Annotated in this window: 21 protein-coding genes and 1 riboswitch; of the genes, 3 read left to right on the top strand and 18 right to left on the bottom strand. The window is 38.7% G+C overall.

Annotation, left to right across the window (positions count from 1 at the left end):
* Positions 1–61: 61 nt before the first annotated feature.
* From LZP85_RS03580 to LZP85_RS03570, 3 genes are read right to left on the bottom strand one after another with little or no spacing between them, the layout of a single operon-like run.
* Positions 62–304 carry a helix-turn-helix domain-containing protein gene (locus LZP85_RS03580; protein ID WP_025908240.1) on the bottom strand — a complete coding sequence of 81 codons (243 nt, stop codon included), beginning with the start codon at positions 302–304 and terminating at the stop codon, positions 62–64.
* A 6-nt stretch (positions 305–310) separates the two neighbouring features.
* Complete coding sequence (locus tag LZP85_RS03575) at positions 311–451, bottom strand: YvrJ family protein (protein ID WP_224840046.1); 141 nt, start codon at positions 449–451, stop codon at positions 311–313.
* On the bottom strand, positions 444–1,052 hold the full coding sequence (locus LZP85_RS03570) for a sigma factor-like helix-turn-helix DNA-binding protein (protein WP_119542674.1): 609 nt from the start codon (positions 1,050–1,052) through the stop codon (positions 444–446). Before LZP85_RS03570 ends, LZP85_RS03575 begins: the two co-directional genes overlap by 8 nt.
* Before the next feature lie 194 nt (positions 1,053–1,246).
* Between LZP85_RS03570 and LZP85_RS03565 the strand changes: the two genes are divergently transcribed.
* The gene (locus LZP85_RS03565) at positions 1,247–1,453 is read left to right on the top strand and encodes a hypothetical protein (RefSeq protein WP_025908242.1); all 207 of its coding nucleotides are present in this window, start codon (positions 1,247–1,249) and stop codon (positions 1,451–1,453) included.
* A gap of 26 nt (positions 1,454–1,479) precedes the next feature.
* On the opposite strand, the gene LZP85_RS03560 is transcribed toward LZP85_RS03565, so the two are convergent.
* From LZP85_RS03560 to LZP85_RS03545, 4 genes are all read right to left on the bottom strand, one after another.
* On the bottom strand, positions 1,480–2,463 hold the full coding sequence (locus LZP85_RS03560; RefSeq protein ID WP_206782259.1) for a Gfo/Idh/MocA family protein: 984 nt from the start codon (positions 2,461–2,463) through the stop codon (positions 1,480–1,482).
* Positions 2,464–3,050: 587 nt separating this feature from the next.
* Positions 3,051–3,227, bottom strand: a complete 177-nt coding sequence (locus LZP85_RS03555) for a type II toxin-antitoxin system antitoxin (RefSeq protein WP_035320136.1) — start codon at positions 3,225–3,227, stop codon at positions 3,051–3,053.
* A 16-nt stretch (positions 3,228–3,243) separates the two neighbouring features.
* Positions 3,244–4,086, bottom strand: a complete 843-nt coding sequence (locus LZP85_RS03550; protein WP_025908244.1) for an SPFH domain-containing protein — start codon at positions 4,084–4,086, stop codon at positions 3,244–3,246.
* Between the two features lie 352 nt (positions 4,087–4,438).
* Positions 4,439–4,750 carry a hypothetical protein gene (locus LZP85_RS03545; RefSeq protein ID WP_061785850.1) on the bottom strand — a complete coding sequence of 104 codons (312 nt, stop codon included), beginning with the start codon at positions 4,748–4,750 and terminating at the stop codon, positions 4,439–4,441.
* Positions 4,751–4,980: 230 nt separating this feature from the next.
* On the opposite strand from LZP85_RS03545, the gene LZP85_RS03540 reads away from it, so the two are divergent.
* Positions 4,981–5,178 (top strand): cold-shock protein, encoded by a 198-nt coding sequence (locus LZP85_RS03540; RefSeq protein ID WP_025908246.1) that lies wholly within the window; start codon positions 4,981–4,983, stop codon positions 5,176–5,178.
* Between the two features lie 37 nt (positions 5,179–5,215).
* On the opposite strand, the gene LZP85_RS03535 is transcribed toward LZP85_RS03540, so the two are convergent.
* The 4 genes from LZP85_RS03535 to LZP85_RS03520 form a co-directional block, all read right to left on the bottom strand.
* Positions 5,216–6,541 (bottom strand): amidohydrolase family protein, encoded by a 1,326-nt coding sequence (locus LZP85_RS03535; protein ID WP_119542676.1) that lies wholly within the window; start codon positions 6,539–6,541, stop codon positions 5,216–5,218.
* Between the two features lie 502 nt (positions 6,542–7,043).
* Positions 7,044–7,145, bottom strand: a riboswitch (purine riboswitch).
* Positions 7,146–7,264: 119 nt separating this feature from the next.
* The gene (gene bluB / locus LZP85_RS03530) at positions 7,265–7,912 is read right to left on the bottom strand and encodes a 5,6-dimethylbenzimidazole synthase (protein ID WP_025908248.1); all 648 of its coding nucleotides are present in this window, start codon (positions 7,910–7,912) and stop codon (positions 7,265–7,267) included.
* A gap of 293 nt (positions 7,913–8,205) precedes the next feature.
* On the bottom strand, positions 8,206–8,637 hold the full coding sequence (locus LZP85_RS03525; protein ID WP_025908249.1) for a hypothetical protein: 432 nt from the start codon (positions 8,635–8,637) through the stop codon (positions 8,206–8,208).
* Between the two features lie 67 nt (positions 8,638–8,704).
* Positions 8,705–9,334: a DUF1643 domain-containing protein gene (locus LZP85_RS03520; RefSeq protein ID WP_119542677.1), complete on the bottom strand. Its 630-nt coding sequence runs from the start codon at positions 9,332–9,334 to the stop codon at positions 8,705–8,707.
* 228 nt (positions 9,335–9,562) lie between these two features.
* On the opposite strand from LZP85_RS03520, the gene trhA reads away from it, so the two are divergent.
* On the top strand, positions 9,563–10,216 hold the full coding sequence (gene trhA / locus LZP85_RS03515) for a PAQR family membrane homeostasis protein TrhA (protein WP_061785854.1): 654 nt from the start codon (positions 9,563–9,565) through the stop codon (positions 10,214–10,216).
* Between the two features lie 32 nt (positions 10,217–10,248).
* Here the strand turns inward: trhA and LZP85_RS03510 are convergent, their stop codons facing one another.
* The 7 genes from LZP85_RS03510 to treR all read right to left on the bottom strand — a co-directional run bounded on the left by LZP85_RS03510 (position 10,249) and on the right by treR (position 17,265).
* Positions 10,249–11,226, bottom strand: coding sequence for a TIGR03943 family putative permease subunit (locus tag LZP85_RS03510; protein ID WP_234561984.1), 978 nt, complete (start codon positions 11,224–11,226; stop codon positions 10,249–10,251).
* Between the two features lie 10 nt (positions 11,227–11,236).
* Positions 11,237–12,220 (bottom strand): permease, encoded by a 984-nt coding sequence (locus LZP85_RS03505; RefSeq protein ID WP_234561982.1) that lies wholly within the window; start codon positions 12,218–12,220, stop codon positions 11,237–11,239.
* A 433-nt stretch (positions 12,221–12,653) separates the two neighbouring features.
* Positions 12,654–13,841: an NRAMP family divalent metal transporter gene (locus tag LZP85_RS03500; protein ID WP_119542680.1), complete on the bottom strand. Its 1,188-nt coding sequence runs from the start codon at positions 13,839–13,841 to the stop codon at positions 12,654–12,656.
* A 9-nt stretch (positions 13,842–13,850) separates the two neighbouring features.
* Positions 13,851–14,606, bottom strand: a complete 756-nt coding sequence (locus LZP85_RS03495) for a LamB/YcsF family protein (protein WP_076512561.1) — start codon at positions 14,604–14,606, stop codon at positions 13,851–13,853.
* 13 nt (positions 14,607–14,619) lie between these two features.
* Positions 14,620–15,627, bottom strand: coding sequence for a 5-oxoprolinase subunit C family protein (locus tag LZP85_RS03490; RefSeq protein ID WP_119542681.1), 1,008 nt, complete (start codon positions 15,625–15,627; stop codon positions 14,620–14,622).
* Positions 15,617–16,336: a 5-oxoprolinase subunit PxpB gene (gene pxpB, locus LZP85_RS03485; RefSeq protein ID WP_025908257.1), complete on the bottom strand. Its 720-nt coding sequence runs from the start codon at positions 16,334–16,336 to the stop codon at positions 15,617–15,619. Before pxpB ends, LZP85_RS03490 begins: the two co-directional genes overlap by 11 nt.
* A gap of 212 nt (positions 16,337–16,548) precedes the next feature.
* Entirely contained in the window at positions 16,549–17,265 is a 717-nt protein-coding gene (gene treR, locus LZP85_RS03480; protein WP_206782261.1) for a trehalose operon repressor, read from the bottom strand.
* Between the last annotated feature and the right edge of the window lie 16 nt (positions 17,266–17,281).

The raw sequence follows: 17,281 nt of genomic DNA, 5'->3' as shown, positions 1-17,281 counted from the left end.
CCTACTTCTTAGTCATAACGCATAAACAAAGCAGATGCCCATGTAGACATCTGCTTTTTATTTACTGCTTTTGCTGACCTTCTTTTAAGACAGTTTCCCAAAATCCTGGTGTATACTCAAAGCTAAATTTCTTTGCTGCTTGTACAATTTTAACATTCAGCTCTTGCTTAATATCTTCACGTTCTGAGGCGCATGCGGCTTGAGCTGCGCTCTTCACTTTCGGAGATAGCCTTTGCAGAAGCTCTTCAACAGCTTTTTCATCATCTTTTTTCACTCGTTCAATTAATTTATAAAGAGTTGTCATGTAACATCACTTCTTTCTTAAGTCACTTGAAAGATTTTCTATAGTTTCTTCCAGCTGTTTAATATTCGTTTCAACCCTCACTAACAAATAAAACGAGACCACAACAGGAAAGCCAACTTGATTAATAACGGATAACCATTCAACCATGTGCATCCCTTCCTTCTAATTGTTGTTTTAATCGCATAAGTGAGCTCCGATACTTAAATGAAATGGCCTGTGGAGAGACGTGAAAAAAAGAAGCAATTTCACCGTTCGTCCATCCTTCAACAATACGAAAATGCAGAATAAGCTGCTGCTTCCACGGTAAGGATACGAGCGCTTTATAAAGCGCTTCATCTTCGATTTGATTGCTTAAAAATGATTTATTCCACCAGTCCCGATCCACTACACCAAGCGTTTCGCCGTATGTTCGCTGTTCCTCTTTCACAACCGGCTGATCCAAGCTTTTTACATAGTGTGTCTTCTGATAAAGCTGCACTTTATCCCGTACAAAGTGCTTACACAACGTTGAAACATAAGCCAAAAAGCGAATTTCACTGTAAAACTGTTTGAATGCTTCATCTACTAACGACGCATATTGCTCGCTCTTGTGATGAAACGTCATTTGTAATAAGTCGTAGTGACAATCGTTTTTTAAAAAATTTTTTAATAAAGGAGAAGAAAGTGCTGCTCGATGTTTCCAGTAAAATGTAGAAAAAGATGTTTCTAAATACGGGGGGATAAGATGATGTACAGATTGATTAACCATATAAGTAACCTCCTATTTTTTTAAATATAGTAGATAAAAAGGGGAAAGCTGAGAAAAAAACAACAAAATAAGAACATTTGTTCTTATTTATATTAAAGGATAGGTACACTAAAAGTCAAACTGTGGTTTTAAATCATGTTATTACCAATTGGTTAATCAGATATGTTAAAATATGGATATAAAAAGGGGTTACAATGACAAAAAATCTATCGTTCATGGGAAAAGTAACATTTTGGATTGGCTTCTTCTTTTTTGTGTTTAGCTTTTCTTCTCTTTTAGGAGATACCGACTTTAAAGAAGTAGTCCCTACTACTTCAATTGGGCTTATATATTTTTTACTTGGTGGCGCTTTGCTACTTGGGAGCCGTTTATTTCAAAAATCAACAAAGAAGCAGAGGTAATTCCCCTGCTCCTTTGTCTGTATCTATTAGTTATCGTTTGGAAAAACAAGTCCCAGCTGACTACGAACCTTGTCCATCACACGCATTGTTGTATATGAATTCTCAAATGAGTTTACAGCTGATTCTGTTTCGCCGCTGTTTAACAAATCAATAAATTCTTTTACTTCATAATACATTGGCGGATGGCTTTGTTCGACTGTGAGTTCTTCTACCGACCCATTGTTGTAGCGAATTTCTACCTTTTCAGCAGTATGAATTTTATCGATAATCATGCTTCCTTTTTCACCTTGAATTTCGCTTGGCAGGTGTGAGTTTGTGATTTTAGAGTACATCACAACAGCGTCTTTATCATCATATGATAGGGCTACAGTACCTTCTCCATCAACACCTGACTCCAGCATCACTCCGGTTGCCTTAACTTCTTTTGGAGCACCGAATAATGTAATCAGCGGATATAAGCAGTATACGCCCAAGTCCATAAGAGAACCGTTGGCGAATTTAGGGTTAAAAGCGTTTAGCACAATGCCTTCCTTGTATTTATCATAACGAGAAGAGTATTGGCAGTAGCTCGCAAAGTAGCGACGAACGGGACCAATTTTATGTAGATTTTCTGCAATGACTTTAAAGTTCGGAAGAAGTGTAGATTTCATTGCTTCCATTAATAAAACATTGTTGTTTTTTGCAGCTTGAATCATTTGCGTTACTTCCGTAGAATTGGCTGCAAGCGGTTTTTCACATAGAACATGCTTGCCGTTCTTCATGAATAGAATTGCTTGTTCAGCGTGATACGTATTAGGTGACGCAATGTAAACAGCATCGAGTTGATCGCTCGTAGCCATTTCTTCCAAGTTAGTAAACGTTGTGGTTACGTTGTATTTAGAAGCAAATTCCTGTGCGCGCTCTTCTGTTCTTGAGTACACAGCGGTTAATTTGAAGTCTTCTACGTGACTTGCTGCTTCTAATAATGATTCTGTAATCCAGTTTGTTCCGATGACGCCAAAACGAATCATTTTATTCACTCCTTTTTTACATATACGTCTTATTGTAGCCTGATTCAAATTAAAAGTGCAATGAAATCGTTTTAATATTTCACATTGAGAAGAATATGACTTTCTTTTCATATTTATAAAACATTCTCTTTGCTCGGTGTGATTTCCATTTCAGATTGCTCCCTTTCCGCAGAGCGAGCGCTGAGCTTCCTCGTATACTGCGGGGTCTCAGCTGTCTCGCTAGTCCTGCAGGAGACTCGCATCTTACATTTCAATCACTGGGCTTTTTTATCAGGCACCTTTTGATGCGGGCTGTTTTCTCTTCTAATAAATCAAAAACCTTTCTCTACTTGGCATGATTTTCACTCCGGATTGATCCCTTTCCACGGGGTGAGCACTGAGCCCTCCTCGTATACTCCGGGGTCTCATGTAGCTCACTAGTCCCGTAGGAGTGGCTCATCCTTCATTTCAATCATGAGGCTTTTGAATAAGACAAATCTTTAATGTGATTACTCTCTCCACTTCCCATGATATCCTGATCTTTATGTTCACTAACACGTACTTTTCCTTTACATACGAAAAAAGCAAGTTGGCATATCGCCAGCTTGCTAGGTTTCGTCACTTTGTTCTTTTCGCTTACTGAGTCGTCCTTCTTTACGCACAGCTTCACGGAGTAAAAATTCAATGTGTCCGTTGACGCTTCGAAATTCATCTTGTGCCCAGCGCTCTAATAGCTTATAGAGCTCAGGGTCAATTCGCAGTGGGAAACTTTTCTTTTTTGCCATTCCTTCTCACAACCAATTAGTATAAGCTACCTGTATTCACCACAGGCTGTGTTCCTCGATCTGAAATAATTGCGATCATCAAATTGTTGACCATATTGACTTTACGCTCTTCATCTAAATCTAGTATACCATCTTGTTCTAATTGCTCAACTGCCATTTGTGCCATTGAAACTGCGCCTTCAACAATTTTCTTACGGGCTGATAAAATAGCTGTTGCCTGCTGCCTTTGTAGCATGGCGCTTGCAATTTCTGTTGAATATGCTAAGTGCGTTAAGCGCGCTTCAATAACTTCTACACCAGCAACCTCAAGACGATCTTGCAGCTCTTTTGCTAATTCATCAGAAATTTCATCTGCATTTCCACGAAGCGTAAGCTCTACGTTTTCAAACGTATCGTAAGGATAACGCGTCGCTACTGCTCGAATCGCTGTTTCACTTTGAATCGCCACAAACTCTTCATACGAATCTACATCAAACACTGCTTTGGCAGAGTCTACTACTTTAAAAACAACAACTGCGGCAATCTCAATTGGGTTTCCTTCTACATCATTTACTTTTAACTTTTTACTATTAAAATTTCGAACTCGTAATGAGATGGTACGTCTAATTGTTAGCGGAACGGTTACGAACAAACCGCTGTTACGAATGCTTCCTAAGTATTTTCCAAAGAAAATAACAACTTGAGATTGATTCGGCTGTACAACCGTCACACCGGAAGCTAACAATCCACCAATAGCAATAAGCGGAAGTCCTATAAGCGGCACTTCTTGAATGAGCATAAAAACACCGCCAATGATGGCTACTAAAATCAACAGAATACCCACAAAACCATTTAAAATCCACGCTTGACGCTCCTGCAAAGTAATCTCCCCTTTGTAATTATATCTTTTTCATATTATTATGATATCAATTTTAGAAATAAATGTAAATATAATACTAGATAATCTAGCCTATCCTAAAAAATGCTAAGCTCTCTAAATTTAAGGAATAGATATCCTTCAGCAACATTGTTTTTCACAATCAACAAAAAACCTGAACGATTAAAGCTGAATTACTTATGTCCCAGCCTCATTATATGTATATAAAAATTATCGTTTATGCACCTTTTTTATACATCCGTGATTTAACAGGCTTTCTTATCAAGAAATAAGGGTTCCCTATGAATAAAAAGCAACGTATTTATACATTAAAATAATTAATTTCTATATTCTCTTATACATCATTTCCTATTAAGCCATTCGTAATTTTTCTAAAAGCCAAATGCATCCATTTAATTGCAGCTGTCATGACAACAATGACCATGATAATTTTAATAACCATTTGAATGAATCCATTTTCAATATAATTTTGCAGCATCTGACTACCGATATAAAAGCAACCGACTGCAAATCCAATGGTCATGATAAAAGTGGCAGCAACTCCAATACGCTGTTGCCAAGTTAGCTTTTCTACCACTTCTCGATTTGCCACGACAACATAAATTAAAACAAAAATAAATATTAATAGAGAAAACAAGTCTTCCATTCTAGTCGCCTCCCCTTCTTTATCCAAATTGTAACATATTAAGTTCTTTTTTGAAGTTAACATAGTTTTTTTCGAAAAAAAGGTTTCTTTTTAAAGAAAAAGTGTTATACTAGGTATATTATTTCTTGTTCGGTGTTAGAAATAGAAAGACTTTCTTTAAAGTGATTTTTATTGAAATTGAGCAGAGATAGTAATATATTCGTGGATTGTTCCACACAGGAGGTACTACAATGGTACAAGGTAAAGTAAAATGGTTTAATGCAGAAAAAGGTTTTGGATTCATCGAAGTTGAAGGTCAAGACGATGTATTCGTACACTTCTCAGCTATCCAAGGCGACGGTTTCAAAACACTTGAAGAAGGTCAAGACGTATCATTTGAAATCGAACAAGGCGCTCGTGGACCACAAGCTGCTAACGTTCAAAAGTAATAATTTAGAAGCACTCACTCTGTGAGTGCTTCTTTTTTTATCCAATTAATAGCTGATTCTCTTTCCAAAGAGCTGTCAAATTATGATCAGCTAAGCGTTGATGCGTCTCCTTCACACTAACCCACCGTTTTTGAACATAAACAAAACGTGTCTCTGGAATTTCAGTCCATATCTCTGGCATTGACTGCACGTTTAAAAGTACGAAGTTTGCTTCATTTCCCTCTTCAATTCCATATTTCCTTTTTCCAATTAATCTTGCTGGAATACTAGTAATCATTCGAAGAAGCTGCTTTTGTTCTTCGGGACTCCCCATGTGAGCAACATATCCTGTTAACAAGCCAATTTGTAATAAGTCGGCTTTTCCAAACGGATGAAACGGATCATGAACGTTATCTGAAGCGGTCGCTACGGGAATAGCTGACTTTTGAAGTTCCTTAATTCGCGTTACTCCTCTTCGAATAATTCCTCGGTCTTCACGCCCTTGTAAATAAAGATTCGCAGCCGGAAGCGTTACGGCCCCAATTTTAGCATCACGCATTAAAGTTAAAATTTTCTGAACTTTTTCTTCGTCCATTCCTGCTAATGAACATAGGTGACCAGCTACTACTTTTCCCTCCATCTTATGAGCAATGGTTTGCTCTGCCAAATAAATGATCGTGTCGATATTAGGGTTATCACTTTCGTCAATATGCAAATCCAATGGCAAATCATACTTTTTAGCGAGAGTAAACAAGGCATCTATATCTTCGTTAGGATGACTAGCTAAATGAGGGCAGCCTCCAATTGCATCAATTCCCAACTCTGCTGCTCTCTCAACTTTTCTCATAATATAGTCATCATGTGTGTTTACCGACCCAAACAATGGAACAAGCTGAATTTCCATATATGGACTGAGCTCATCTCGTGCATCTGCTGCTGCTTGAAGCCCTCTAAATAGAATATCTTCTTCTAATAAACAATTAAAATCGATATGTGTGCGAATAGCTGTCGTTCCATTTGCTAATGCCTGTAGTGCTGTTTTTACAATACGCTGTCTAATTTCTTCTTCAGAAAACAACGCAATGCTAGACGCATAGTTTTCAACTGCTTCAGATAGTGTACCAGAAAGGTTGGGCACTTGAGGTAAAGAGTGCGCTTTATCCAAATGCATGTGCATATCTACAAAACCAGGTAGCATAACTCTCCCTTGAGCGTCTAAAGCCGTTTCTTTCCCCAAAACATCTGCGTGCAGCTCTTCAAACTCATCATCTTCCATATAGCCGTTTTGTAACACAATTGAGGTATATATTCCATCTGTAATTTTCACTTCAAAAAGTGCGTGATCATGAATTAGCGGTAAGCGGACGTTAACCAAATGTAACAATCTTAACCCTCTCCTCTATAATCTTTTCTTTTTTTGCAAGCGATACTATTCCTTCAGCCTATCGGGGAGCTGAAGCTCTTGTTTGCACTAATTCGCTAAATTACCTAAAATACCTTCTTTTTCTTTCAATAAATCGGTTGATTACTCGACAAATTTAAGCAAAAAAAGAAGCAGTGTCCCCACACTGCTTACACAAAGAAAATGCTAGAAAATAGATAAATGTACTTCCAATGGTTAATGAGGGCTTGCAGAAATGCTAAAGCGTGTAGCTTCGTCTCCCTCCGCTAGCTTGTCTCCCCAGAAAGCTAGCGGCACACCCAACGACAAGCATACACAATAGATACAATAAGAAAAAGCCCAAAGCAAAGGTAGGCATCTCATAATAGATGAGCAAAAACCTACCCGCCTGGGCTTTTATCCCTTCGGTGTCATGCCGTTCTGTCGAAAACATTAAGCATGTAAATCGCTTGGACCAGACCTTTTCATGATGAAAAGCGGGAACCTAGATTTACTTTTTACTCATAGTCTTGTTATTTACGGTAACAAGGTAGAAACGTTCGATCCATATTATCAAACATATATGAGTGACCGTATTCAGCTTTTTCTTGATATAAAGATACCTCGTTTCGACATGCTTGTCAACAATAAAAACGAATATTTTAATTCACAATTAGTAATTCGTTCGTTTTTTATGTAAACTCAACTAGTTTTGGAGCAATTAATTTATTTGCTTTTCTCTCCCCACACATCTTCATAAATGAGATGTTCTAAAGAGCGGCGCTGAGCCCAATTCGCTTGCTCTAAAATCGGTTTTTCTGGATAATTTTCCGTATATCCGACGGACATGAGGGCTACAGGATCAATATGCGGTGGAATATTTAAAATGTCTCGCACATCATTTTTCTTATAAAAGCTCACCCATCCCATCGCAAGTCCCTCAGCGTAAGCAGCAAGCCACATGTTTTGAATGGCACAGGCCGTTGACATGATATCCGTCTCAGGTATTGAGTTACGTCCTAGAACATGGGAACCGCCTCGCGTTGGATCACATGTTACGCAAATCGTAAGCGGCGCTTCTTTCAGCCCTTGAATTTTCAACTCTAAAAATTTTTTTTCCTTTTGGCCTTCATAATGAATAGCTAATGCTCGCCTCTCCTTGTCAGCTGCCCACGCTAATTTTTCTTTTACGCTATCAGATGAAATTAAAATAAAATTCCAAGGCTGCATAAACCCGACAGATGGACCGTGATGAGCGGCATTTAAAATACGATTGATTTTTTCTTCTGATACTTCTTTAGATAAAAACGTTCGAACATCTCGTCGACCATAAATAGCTTTATACACTGCTTCTTTTTCTTCATGATTAAGCATAACTTTTTCACCTCAATTTTTTAACTAGGGTATGTCAATCTATGATATTTAAGCCCTACTAGATGAAAATACAATAAGGAGCGTGATACAAATTCGTGTATTAGCGTTCCTTTTTGACCCAGTAAGCAAGTAACCCCATCTAATCGGCTAATAAATAAAGCACAAAGGAAAAGGTAACTATCATTACCATCACCTTCATGCTTTAGATGATTACCTATACCGTTTTAACGACTTCTCTATTCAGAAAGTTCTTTATTTTCCCATTCTAACATGCAGTATTTTATTTGTATATACTATTGTTTGACACTACAAATATACAAAAATGCTTGGAGTTCACACTGCATTTGCTTTAAGTGTGGCATGGCTTTTTGCAATAACTTTTCATGTTGTTTCTTATAGCTTTCAAACAACATTTTTTCAACCTTCACCTTTTCTTCATACAGAACATCTATTTTCTCTTCATTTCCCTCCAAAGAGATTGGATTCAGCATGGCAAGATCATAAATAGGTTGTCCATATTCTAATTTATTTAAAATGGAGCGTAATAACGCTTCATCATGAACATCTAATTCATATAAATAGTTTAGTAAACTTCCAAGTTCATCAATTATAGTTAAATCGAGTTCTGCCTTCTGGACATTCGCGCCTTCTACATATTGAAAGCAAGTTGTATTAACAGTTTCATATAACGTTTCCACCCTTTTGAGCGCTTCATCAATTGTCATGTAATGACCTCCTATACAGCATGGTTCATACAATTCTATGATGCAAGAGTTCATTTCATTACGTTCCTCAGCGGAAAATATCGATAATTTCTTCAATAACAGCAGCAGGATCTTCTTCTTGGGCAAATGACTTTATTTCAGTAAATGTAGGCTCAGAAAATTGATTATTTACCTCTTCAATATATGAGTAAACCTCTTTTGTTGCTTTCTCACTGTCTGAGAAAGACCATCTCTGCAGTTCAAAACCTTCCGAAGCATCTTCAACGGCTATAGGGCAACCGTTATCGGTCATTCCAAAACAGTACATCGGAGTCTTTCCACTTGTACAGATATCCTCTTGCCTGTTATGAATCTCGCCTTTATCTCCCCATGCGACAATTACTAAATGTGCACGATTAACCGCTTGAGTCAGGTATTGGTTCGTTCCAATTCCAACGGCTTCCTGCTTTGAGAGTTTCGCTAATAATTTCTCATCTTCAGCTTGATAGCTAAATAAATAGACAATTTCTAACGAACCAAAGCCCCACCGTTGTGCTAACTGCATACATTTCTTTAGTTCCTCTTCACTTTGTTGAGTGCCTGTATTCATTGGAGATGACAAGATGAACGTTACGGTTCGATCATTTTTTTCACTCCAAGCTACTTTAAAAGAATATTGATATGTTCCCTCTTCATCAAATATCGCTTCTCTTTTCACTTCCTAATCACCCTCTTCTCTATCATTTCATTCTATATGTATTTTGAAATAACAAAGGCATGACAACTTTTCTATCTTTTCGGAAAAAATTATTTCCTCTTCTCATACATGCATTTTACAGCTATAAATCACATTCATCTATTGGTACAAGCCGTTGTTAAATTAGATAATTTTTAAAAAATGGTCTATAATAAGACCATATATTCTGATAAAGAGAGGATTTTGTAAGTGGCGAATACACATACATTTACAAAAGGTGAAGAGATTGCGAATGCAATCACGCACGGAATTGGGGTCATTTTAAGCATTGTCGGACTCACTCTTCTTATTGTATTTTCTTCATTACAAGGTACACCTTGGCATATTGTTAGCTTTACGATTTATGGAATTACCATGTTATTACTATATGTATCATCAACGCTTGTTCACAGCTTTCCTGAAGGCAAGGTAAAAGATTTATTTGAAATCTTTGATCATTCCTCGATTTATTTATTTATCGCTGGAACCTATACACCGTTTTTATTCGTCATTGTGAAAGGAACAATGGGCTGGACCCTTTTTGCCGTTGTCTGGGGGATTGCAATTGCAGGAATTGTGTTTAAAGCATTTTTCGTAAAAAAATTCCTCTTTATTTCAACAGTCCTATACGTGTTAATGGGTTGGATGATTGTCTTTGCATGGAACTCTTTAAAAGCAACATTAGAGACACCAGGCTTAGTATTGCTTGTTATTGGCGGAGTTCTTTATACAATCGGAGCTATTTTCTACGTATGGCGAGGCTTTCGCTTCCATCACATGATTTGGCATTTATTTGTACTTGGGGGCACAGTTACACATTTTCTGGCCGTTCTTTTATATGTATTACCGGTTGCGATTCAATAAAAAAGAGGCGATTTATCGCCTCTTTTTTATTGTCAAGACCCACCCGGTGCTACCAGTTGCTCACCTTGATACATTTCATAGACATACGGATTTTTTGGGCGGTCAATCGACTCAACTTTTTCTATCTTTAGGTACGGTAATGAAGCGCCATTATATGCTTCTTGGCCGATGGTTCCTTTTACTTTAATCCACTCGTCCGTTTCAAGCTTGGCAGCATCCGAAATGCTTGAAAGGGTTCCGTATACCGATGCATCCGCTACGCAGCAAGATAAGCCAAATCGAGCGACTACGAATTGGTCCTTTTTAAACCCCTCTTCTCGATACACAAAGCCTTTTACTTCAATCGTCTTGCCAACAAATTTCCCAACGTTTGTCTCGATGATATTCATGATTGGAATATATTCTTTATCGCTAACCACAATATGATCTTGCTTGACTAGCTTAGCTTCTAATTTTTCATAATAGCCTTCTGGTGCCTGCTGAGGTACGAAGCCTTCCGGGTGTTCTAAAGGAACTTCTCCATCTTCCTGCGGTTCTTCTACTTCCGCTCCTAGTACTTGATTCATATACTCTTCTAACTCGGCATCTGCGTTTTCCTGCAATTCTTGACGCTGCTCTGGCGTGGGCGTTTCTTTCACTCCTTCTGCAAACTTAATCCCTCTTTTTTCAGCCACTGAACTTCCTAATGAATGGTTAGGTAATAAAAAGCCAGTCATAATTGGCAGTAAGAATAAGAGGTAAATGAAGAAGGTCTTAAACTTCCCTCTTTCAAAATGATCATGTTCGCAAGCGCAGCTTCCCCCATCCTCTACCTTTATGCTGCTTCGCCAAATTTGCACAACTCCTAGGAGAAAGAATGTAATGCTAGAAAAATAAATAAACGGCATCATTTTGGGAGCAATAAAGTAAACCATTTGCTCCGTTAAAATAAGCTTAAACATTAAAAGCGCAAACCCAATTAAGAAAATGCCTCGGATATAGGTGATAAACTGTTCATCAATTCGCTTCATAATATCCTCCTCATCCCATTAACCATCCATAAACCATCACAACTCCGTAAACAATAACCGTAATCATTAGAATAAACCGGATAGCAAACTTCTTTTTGAAAAAGGCAAATAGCATAATTGTATTTTTCAAATCAATCATGGGTCCATATACTAAAAAGGCAAGCAACGCAGTCGGTGTAAACGTATGAGCAAAAGATGAAGCAACAAAAGCATCTGCTTCCGAACACAAGGAAAGCACGTAGGCAAATCCCATCATGACTGCAGAGGATACGTATTCATTGCTGGCTAAGCTGACAAGAACCTGCCGATCCAAAAACGTTTGAAACAGGCTTGCAACGAGCGCTCCAAATAATAAATATTTTCCCATATCAAAAAATTCATCGCTTGCATGATAAAGCGTTTGCTTCAGACGATTTCCTTTTCCATGATCTGAATGAACGTGAACGTGAACATCCTTAAGCTGATTTTGATTACGAAACGTCCAATAAATTGCTAACCCAATGAGTAAACAAACAATCACAGCAAGCCCCATTCGACTATATACGATAGATAAATCTGATTGAAATGCATAAAACGTAGAAGCAAATACAATTGGGTTTAGAATGGGTGCTCCTACTAAAATAACCATTCCAACATGCAGGGGCATTCCTTTTTTAAGCAGCCTTCTTACAACTGGAATAATAGCGCATTCACAAACCGGTAAGATAGCGCTGACTACAACGGCTGATACGAGTGCAAGATACGGATTTTTTGGAATCATTCGCTGAATCGCTCGCTCTGATATGAACACTTGAATAAGTGCTGATGCAAACACACCGAGCAAAATAAACGGTATAGCTTCAAAGACGATGCTTAAAAAGATGGTATTGACGTTCAATAAAGACGTGGGAATAGCTAAGTTACTTGTATCTATACCAACAAAGAAAAAACAATACCCAAACAACAGCAGCAGCAACACTCCAACTAACTCTTTACTTACTTTTGATAGCGTCATACTCTATCATCCACCTCCGGCTGTTCTATCATTTCAATTAAGTATTTTTATGTGAATCTATTAACTACCATATGAGGAATAGTAGAGTATTTATGCTAGAAATCATAAAAAGAGTTTGGGACATAACAAAATGATTGCTTCTAAAAGACAAACAATAGCTATGGCCATATCTTTAGGTTAGCTGGACAACTTCGTTCCATTGCGCTACGGCCACTCGCTTTCCGCGTGGAGGAACCTGAGCTTCCTCGCTGTGCTGCGGGATCTCCGTTTCCCCTCTCTTTCCCGCAGGAGTCGAGTGTCCTACGCTCCATTCCGCCCTGTTTCCAAACCGGTTTTTCCCAATCAAAAAAGCCTGAACGATTAAAAGTTATAAACTTTCAATTGTTCAGGTATAGTAGGGACTGCACTACTTATGTCTCAGTTCTCTGCTACGTTAAAATAATTGTCCAAGCTGCTTAAAGAGCGTATACACACCCATAACAGCCATAATGACTACAACGAAAGAGCCGAAAATGGTAAGCCAAAGCGGATGCTTATAGTCACCTACAATCTTTTTCTTGTATGCAGCTACAAGCATTGTGCCAAGCGAAATTGGTAAGATTAGTCCATTTAGAGCACCTGCTAAAATTAAGAGGGTAACGGGTTGACCAATTGTTAAAAACACCAATGTTGATACAGTGATGAAACCGATAATGACCCAGTTTTCATATTGAGCAATTTTTTCATTGAATGATTTAATAAATGACACAGATGTATAAGCTGAACCGATGACGGATGTAATCGCAGCTGCCGCCATTACGACACCAAACAGCTTATAGCCGACGTTTCCTGCTGCGAGCTGAAATACAGATGCAGGTGGGTTATCAGGGTTTAACGTAAATCCTTGACTGATTACGCCCAATGTTGCGAGAAAAAGAAAGATTCGAACGAATGACGCTATGGTAATACCTGATACAGCACCTCTTGTTACTTCTGGAATGGCAGCTTTTCCTTTAATCCCTGCATCTAACAAGCGATGCCCGCCTGCAAACGTAATATAACCTCCCACCGTTCCACCTACTAGCGTTACGATTGCGATTACATCGATTTGATCCGGCATAAACGATTTAGCAATTGCTTCTCCTACAGGTGGAGAAGATGAAAAGGCGACATAAATCATCAGTAGAATCAAAATGCCTCCCATCAGCTGTGCAAATCGATCCATTAGCTTGCCAGCTTCTTTCACAAGAAACACTCCAATAGCAATAACTGCCGTAAGAATAGCTCCTACCTGCGGTGAGATGCCAAATAATACGTTGAGTCCTAATCCCGCTCCGCCCACGTTTCCAATATTAAACGCCAAGCCACCAATTACAATTAGAATAGCTAAAAATAAACCTAGCCCTGGTACAACCATATTGGCAATATCTTGTGCTCGCTTTTCTGAGACGGCAATGATTCGCCAAACATTTAGCTGAACTCCAATATCCAATAGGATAGAAAGTAGAATAACAAATCCAAAGCTAGCAGCTAGCGTTTGAGTAAACACCGTGGTTTGGGTTAAAAACCCTGGTCCTACAGCTGATGTCGCCATTAAGAACGCAGCGCCAAGTAAAACGCTCCAATTACGAGTTTGTTTCATGCTGTCACCTCATTTTGTCTGAATGATAATTCCTTCTTTTTTAAGCTCTTGATGAATGGATTGTGCAAAAACAACAGCGCTTCGTCCATCTCCATGAATGCAAACCGTATCTGCCTCAATTTTTATTTCCTCTCCTTGACGAGTATGTACTTTTCCTTTTTTAATCATCATAAGCACTTGATCAATGGCTCGTTGCTTATCGTGAATAACAGCACCTTCCACTGTACGAGGCGTTAACGTACCATTTTGTTCATACGTTCGATCTGCAAATACTTCATTTGCGGTTGGTAACCCGATTCGCTTGCCAGCCGTGACAAGCTCACTTCCTGCTAGTCCGTACAGAATTACCTCTTCACCTATTGTATAAGCTGCTTCTGCGATTCCTTCCGCTAACTCTGCATTCACTGCTGCCATATTATATAATGCGCCATGAGGCTTTACATGATGCAGCGGTGCTCCTAAAGCGTGACAAAAAGCAGATAAGGCACCGATTTGATAAAGGGTTATGTCAAACGCTTCGCGTGCGGAAATAGCCATGCTTCTCCGACCAAAACCATTTAAATCGGGTAGTCCTGGATGCGCGCCGATGGCCACATTTTCTCTACTTGCTAGCTCGACCGTTCGCTTCATAACGAAAGGATCTCCTCCGTGAAAACCGCAGGCAATATTAGCGGACGTTACGTACGGTAATATTGCTTCGTCATTTCCGATAACGTACGAACCAAAGCTTTCACCAAGATCACAGTTTAAATCGATTGTGAACATGCTAAAACCTCCTTTAATTTTTCATTCGTAACATTATTTTTAAGTGCTCAAGCAATCGCTCTTGCTTCATGAATCGTTCCTGAGCCGCTTGTAGTGAAATTTTCTGAAACTGCAGCTGTTTTCCAGGAGGTACTTGTGCAAGTGTAGAAAAATCAGCTGATGCTACCTGCCCAATTCTTGGGTAACCACCTGTTGTCTGATGATCAGCTAGTAGAATAATAGGCTGACCGTCACTTGGAACTTGAATGGTACCAAACGTAACCGCAGTTGATAATAGCTCCCGCTTGTTTGTTCGCTTCAGCATTGTACTCTCACTCTGTAATCGATACCCCATTCGATCTGATTGAGGAGTAACCGCATAGCTTGTGTCAAAAAAACCTGCCTTACTTTCTTTTGTAAACCAAGCGTATTCAGGTCCTTCAATAACTGAAATTGTTGGGTTTTCTTCATATCGCGGCAAAAAGTCGGGATGAATGGTCCAAAATGCTTGCTTGAACGGCTTATCCGTTTGCTTATTTAGTAGCCGATTACGAATGACTTCTCCCATTTTTGTTTTAGGATGACAAAACAGCTGATCTCCCGCTTGCAACGCACGCCCTTTAAACCCGCCAACTTCTGGACGTAATGACGTCGATAAACTTCCCATCACTGGGTCAATAATGAACGAACCTGATATGGATAAATAAGCGCGACATCCTGATTTTGGAACACCAAATGCTAGCATACTGCCTTTTGATACAAAAACAGGGCGCCACATCTTAACAGGTTCACCATCAATTGTTGGTGACAAATCGCCTCCCGTAATTGCGATGAGCGTATCTTCTTCAAACCTAATCTTAGGTCCCATCAAGGTAATTTCTAGTGCTGCTTTTTCTTCTTCATTTCCAACAAGTAAGTTCGCAATTCGAAGAGCAAGAACATCCATCGCTCCACTCACGATAATTCCTTCCTTTTGAAACCCTTGTCTTCCCAAATCCTGAACAGTTGTTAGTAATCCTGGACGGATGATATTAACACTCATGGTCACCCTCCTTTTGAGCCACATATTCTTCTTTGGTAATCGGTATAAAACGAATGGAATCTCCTGCTTGCAAAAGAACCGGTTTATGGTCTAGCGGATTAAATAATGACAGTGGCGTTCGCCCAATGATTTGCCAACCTCCTGGTGTTTCAAGCGGATAAATACCTGTTTGTCCTCCTGCAATTCCAACTGACCCTTTTGGTATAGATGCCTGAGGTTTTTCCTTTCGTGGGGTGGCTAACCTTTCGTCCATTCCACCTAAGTATGGAAAGCCAGGAGCGAACCCAATCATATAAACTAGATAGTCTCCTGATGAGTGCACCTTGATTACTTCTTCTTCCGTTAGTTGATGATAGTTTGCAACATGGGCTAAATCCGGTCCAAACTCATCACCGTAGCAAACCGGTATTTCAACAATGCGAGATGTTAATTCACCTTCAGCTTTTGGGATCTGAAGAAGCGCTTCTACTTTACTTTTTACGATTTCATAGGGGGCTTTTCCAATTCGATTAAAAAAGTAGTGGGGCTTATAGTAAATCGTTACAGTTGTAAAAGCAGGTACATATTCAATCATGCCTTCAAAACGATTAGCTTCAAGAATTGCTATAAACTGCTGGATATTTGTATGTATTGTTGGATGAATAACCTCACCGAATGAGACAACGATGCCGCTATCTCCCAATGGATAAATGTTGTATTCAGTGTTCACTCGTTATCCACTCCTTTCTTCTCTTCTATTGTCTCTTGAATGTAATCGTTCAATTCCTACCTCAAAAAAATTACAGACTACGTTTCACTTAATCAAAAGAATCTCATTGTTTCAAGTTTTCAATCATAATTGTGCCAAAAGAAACAGATTACAATCTAGCCAAGCAAAAGAAAAAGCACTAAAGAATTAAGAGAATTTTCCTTCTCAGTTCTTTAAATGCCTCTTCTTGCGAAATCTACAAATCGAAATTTATCCAATCTGTGTCTCGATTCCGTATATTGAAATAAACTTGCATCGTTAAGATAAACATAATTTCGTACAACGACGATGTGGGTATAGTCTTTTAAATCTAAATAGCGCTCATCGTCTTCCGTTACTTCATCTACAGAAATTTCTTTTTTAGCAAAACTGATGCTTAAACCTACTTCTTTTTCTAAGTACTCATAGATAGACCCTTCACAAATTTCACGAGTTAAATGAGGAACCTTTTTTTGTAAAAAGAAATCTTTGTCTAAGATAATTTTTTCACCATCTATTGCACGTGCACGTACCACCTTCCAAACTGAGTCTCGCGATGTACTGTTTAGCTGCGTACACAACTCACTATCAGGCTTAGTTAACTCAAAGTCCTCAACCACTGTTCTTGATTCATGTCCAAGTTTTTCTGCCATCTCTTTAAAACTAACAAGACCTGAAATCGGAAAATCAAAGCGAGATACTTCTAAGACATAAGATCCCTTGCCTTTAATCTTTTGAATATAGCCGTTTTGTGATAAAAGGTTCAAGGCTTTTCGAATGGTTTCACGAGACGTGTTGTACGTCACAACCAGCTCATTTTCTGAAGGTAGCTTCGTATGAGGCGGCCATTTCTTCTGTTTAATGTTTTCCACTAGTTCTTCATAGATTTGCATAAACTTATTTTCTTTCATGACTTCACCTACCTTC

It is taken from the genome of Priestia flexa (genome assembly GCF_021441905.1).
Classification (GTDB): domain Bacteria; phylum Bacillota; class Bacilli; order Bacillales; family Bacillaceae_H; genus Priestia; species Priestia flexa.
The sequence above is the reverse complement of the archived record's forward strand: the minus strand, read 5'-3'. Positions and strand labels throughout refer to the sequence as shown.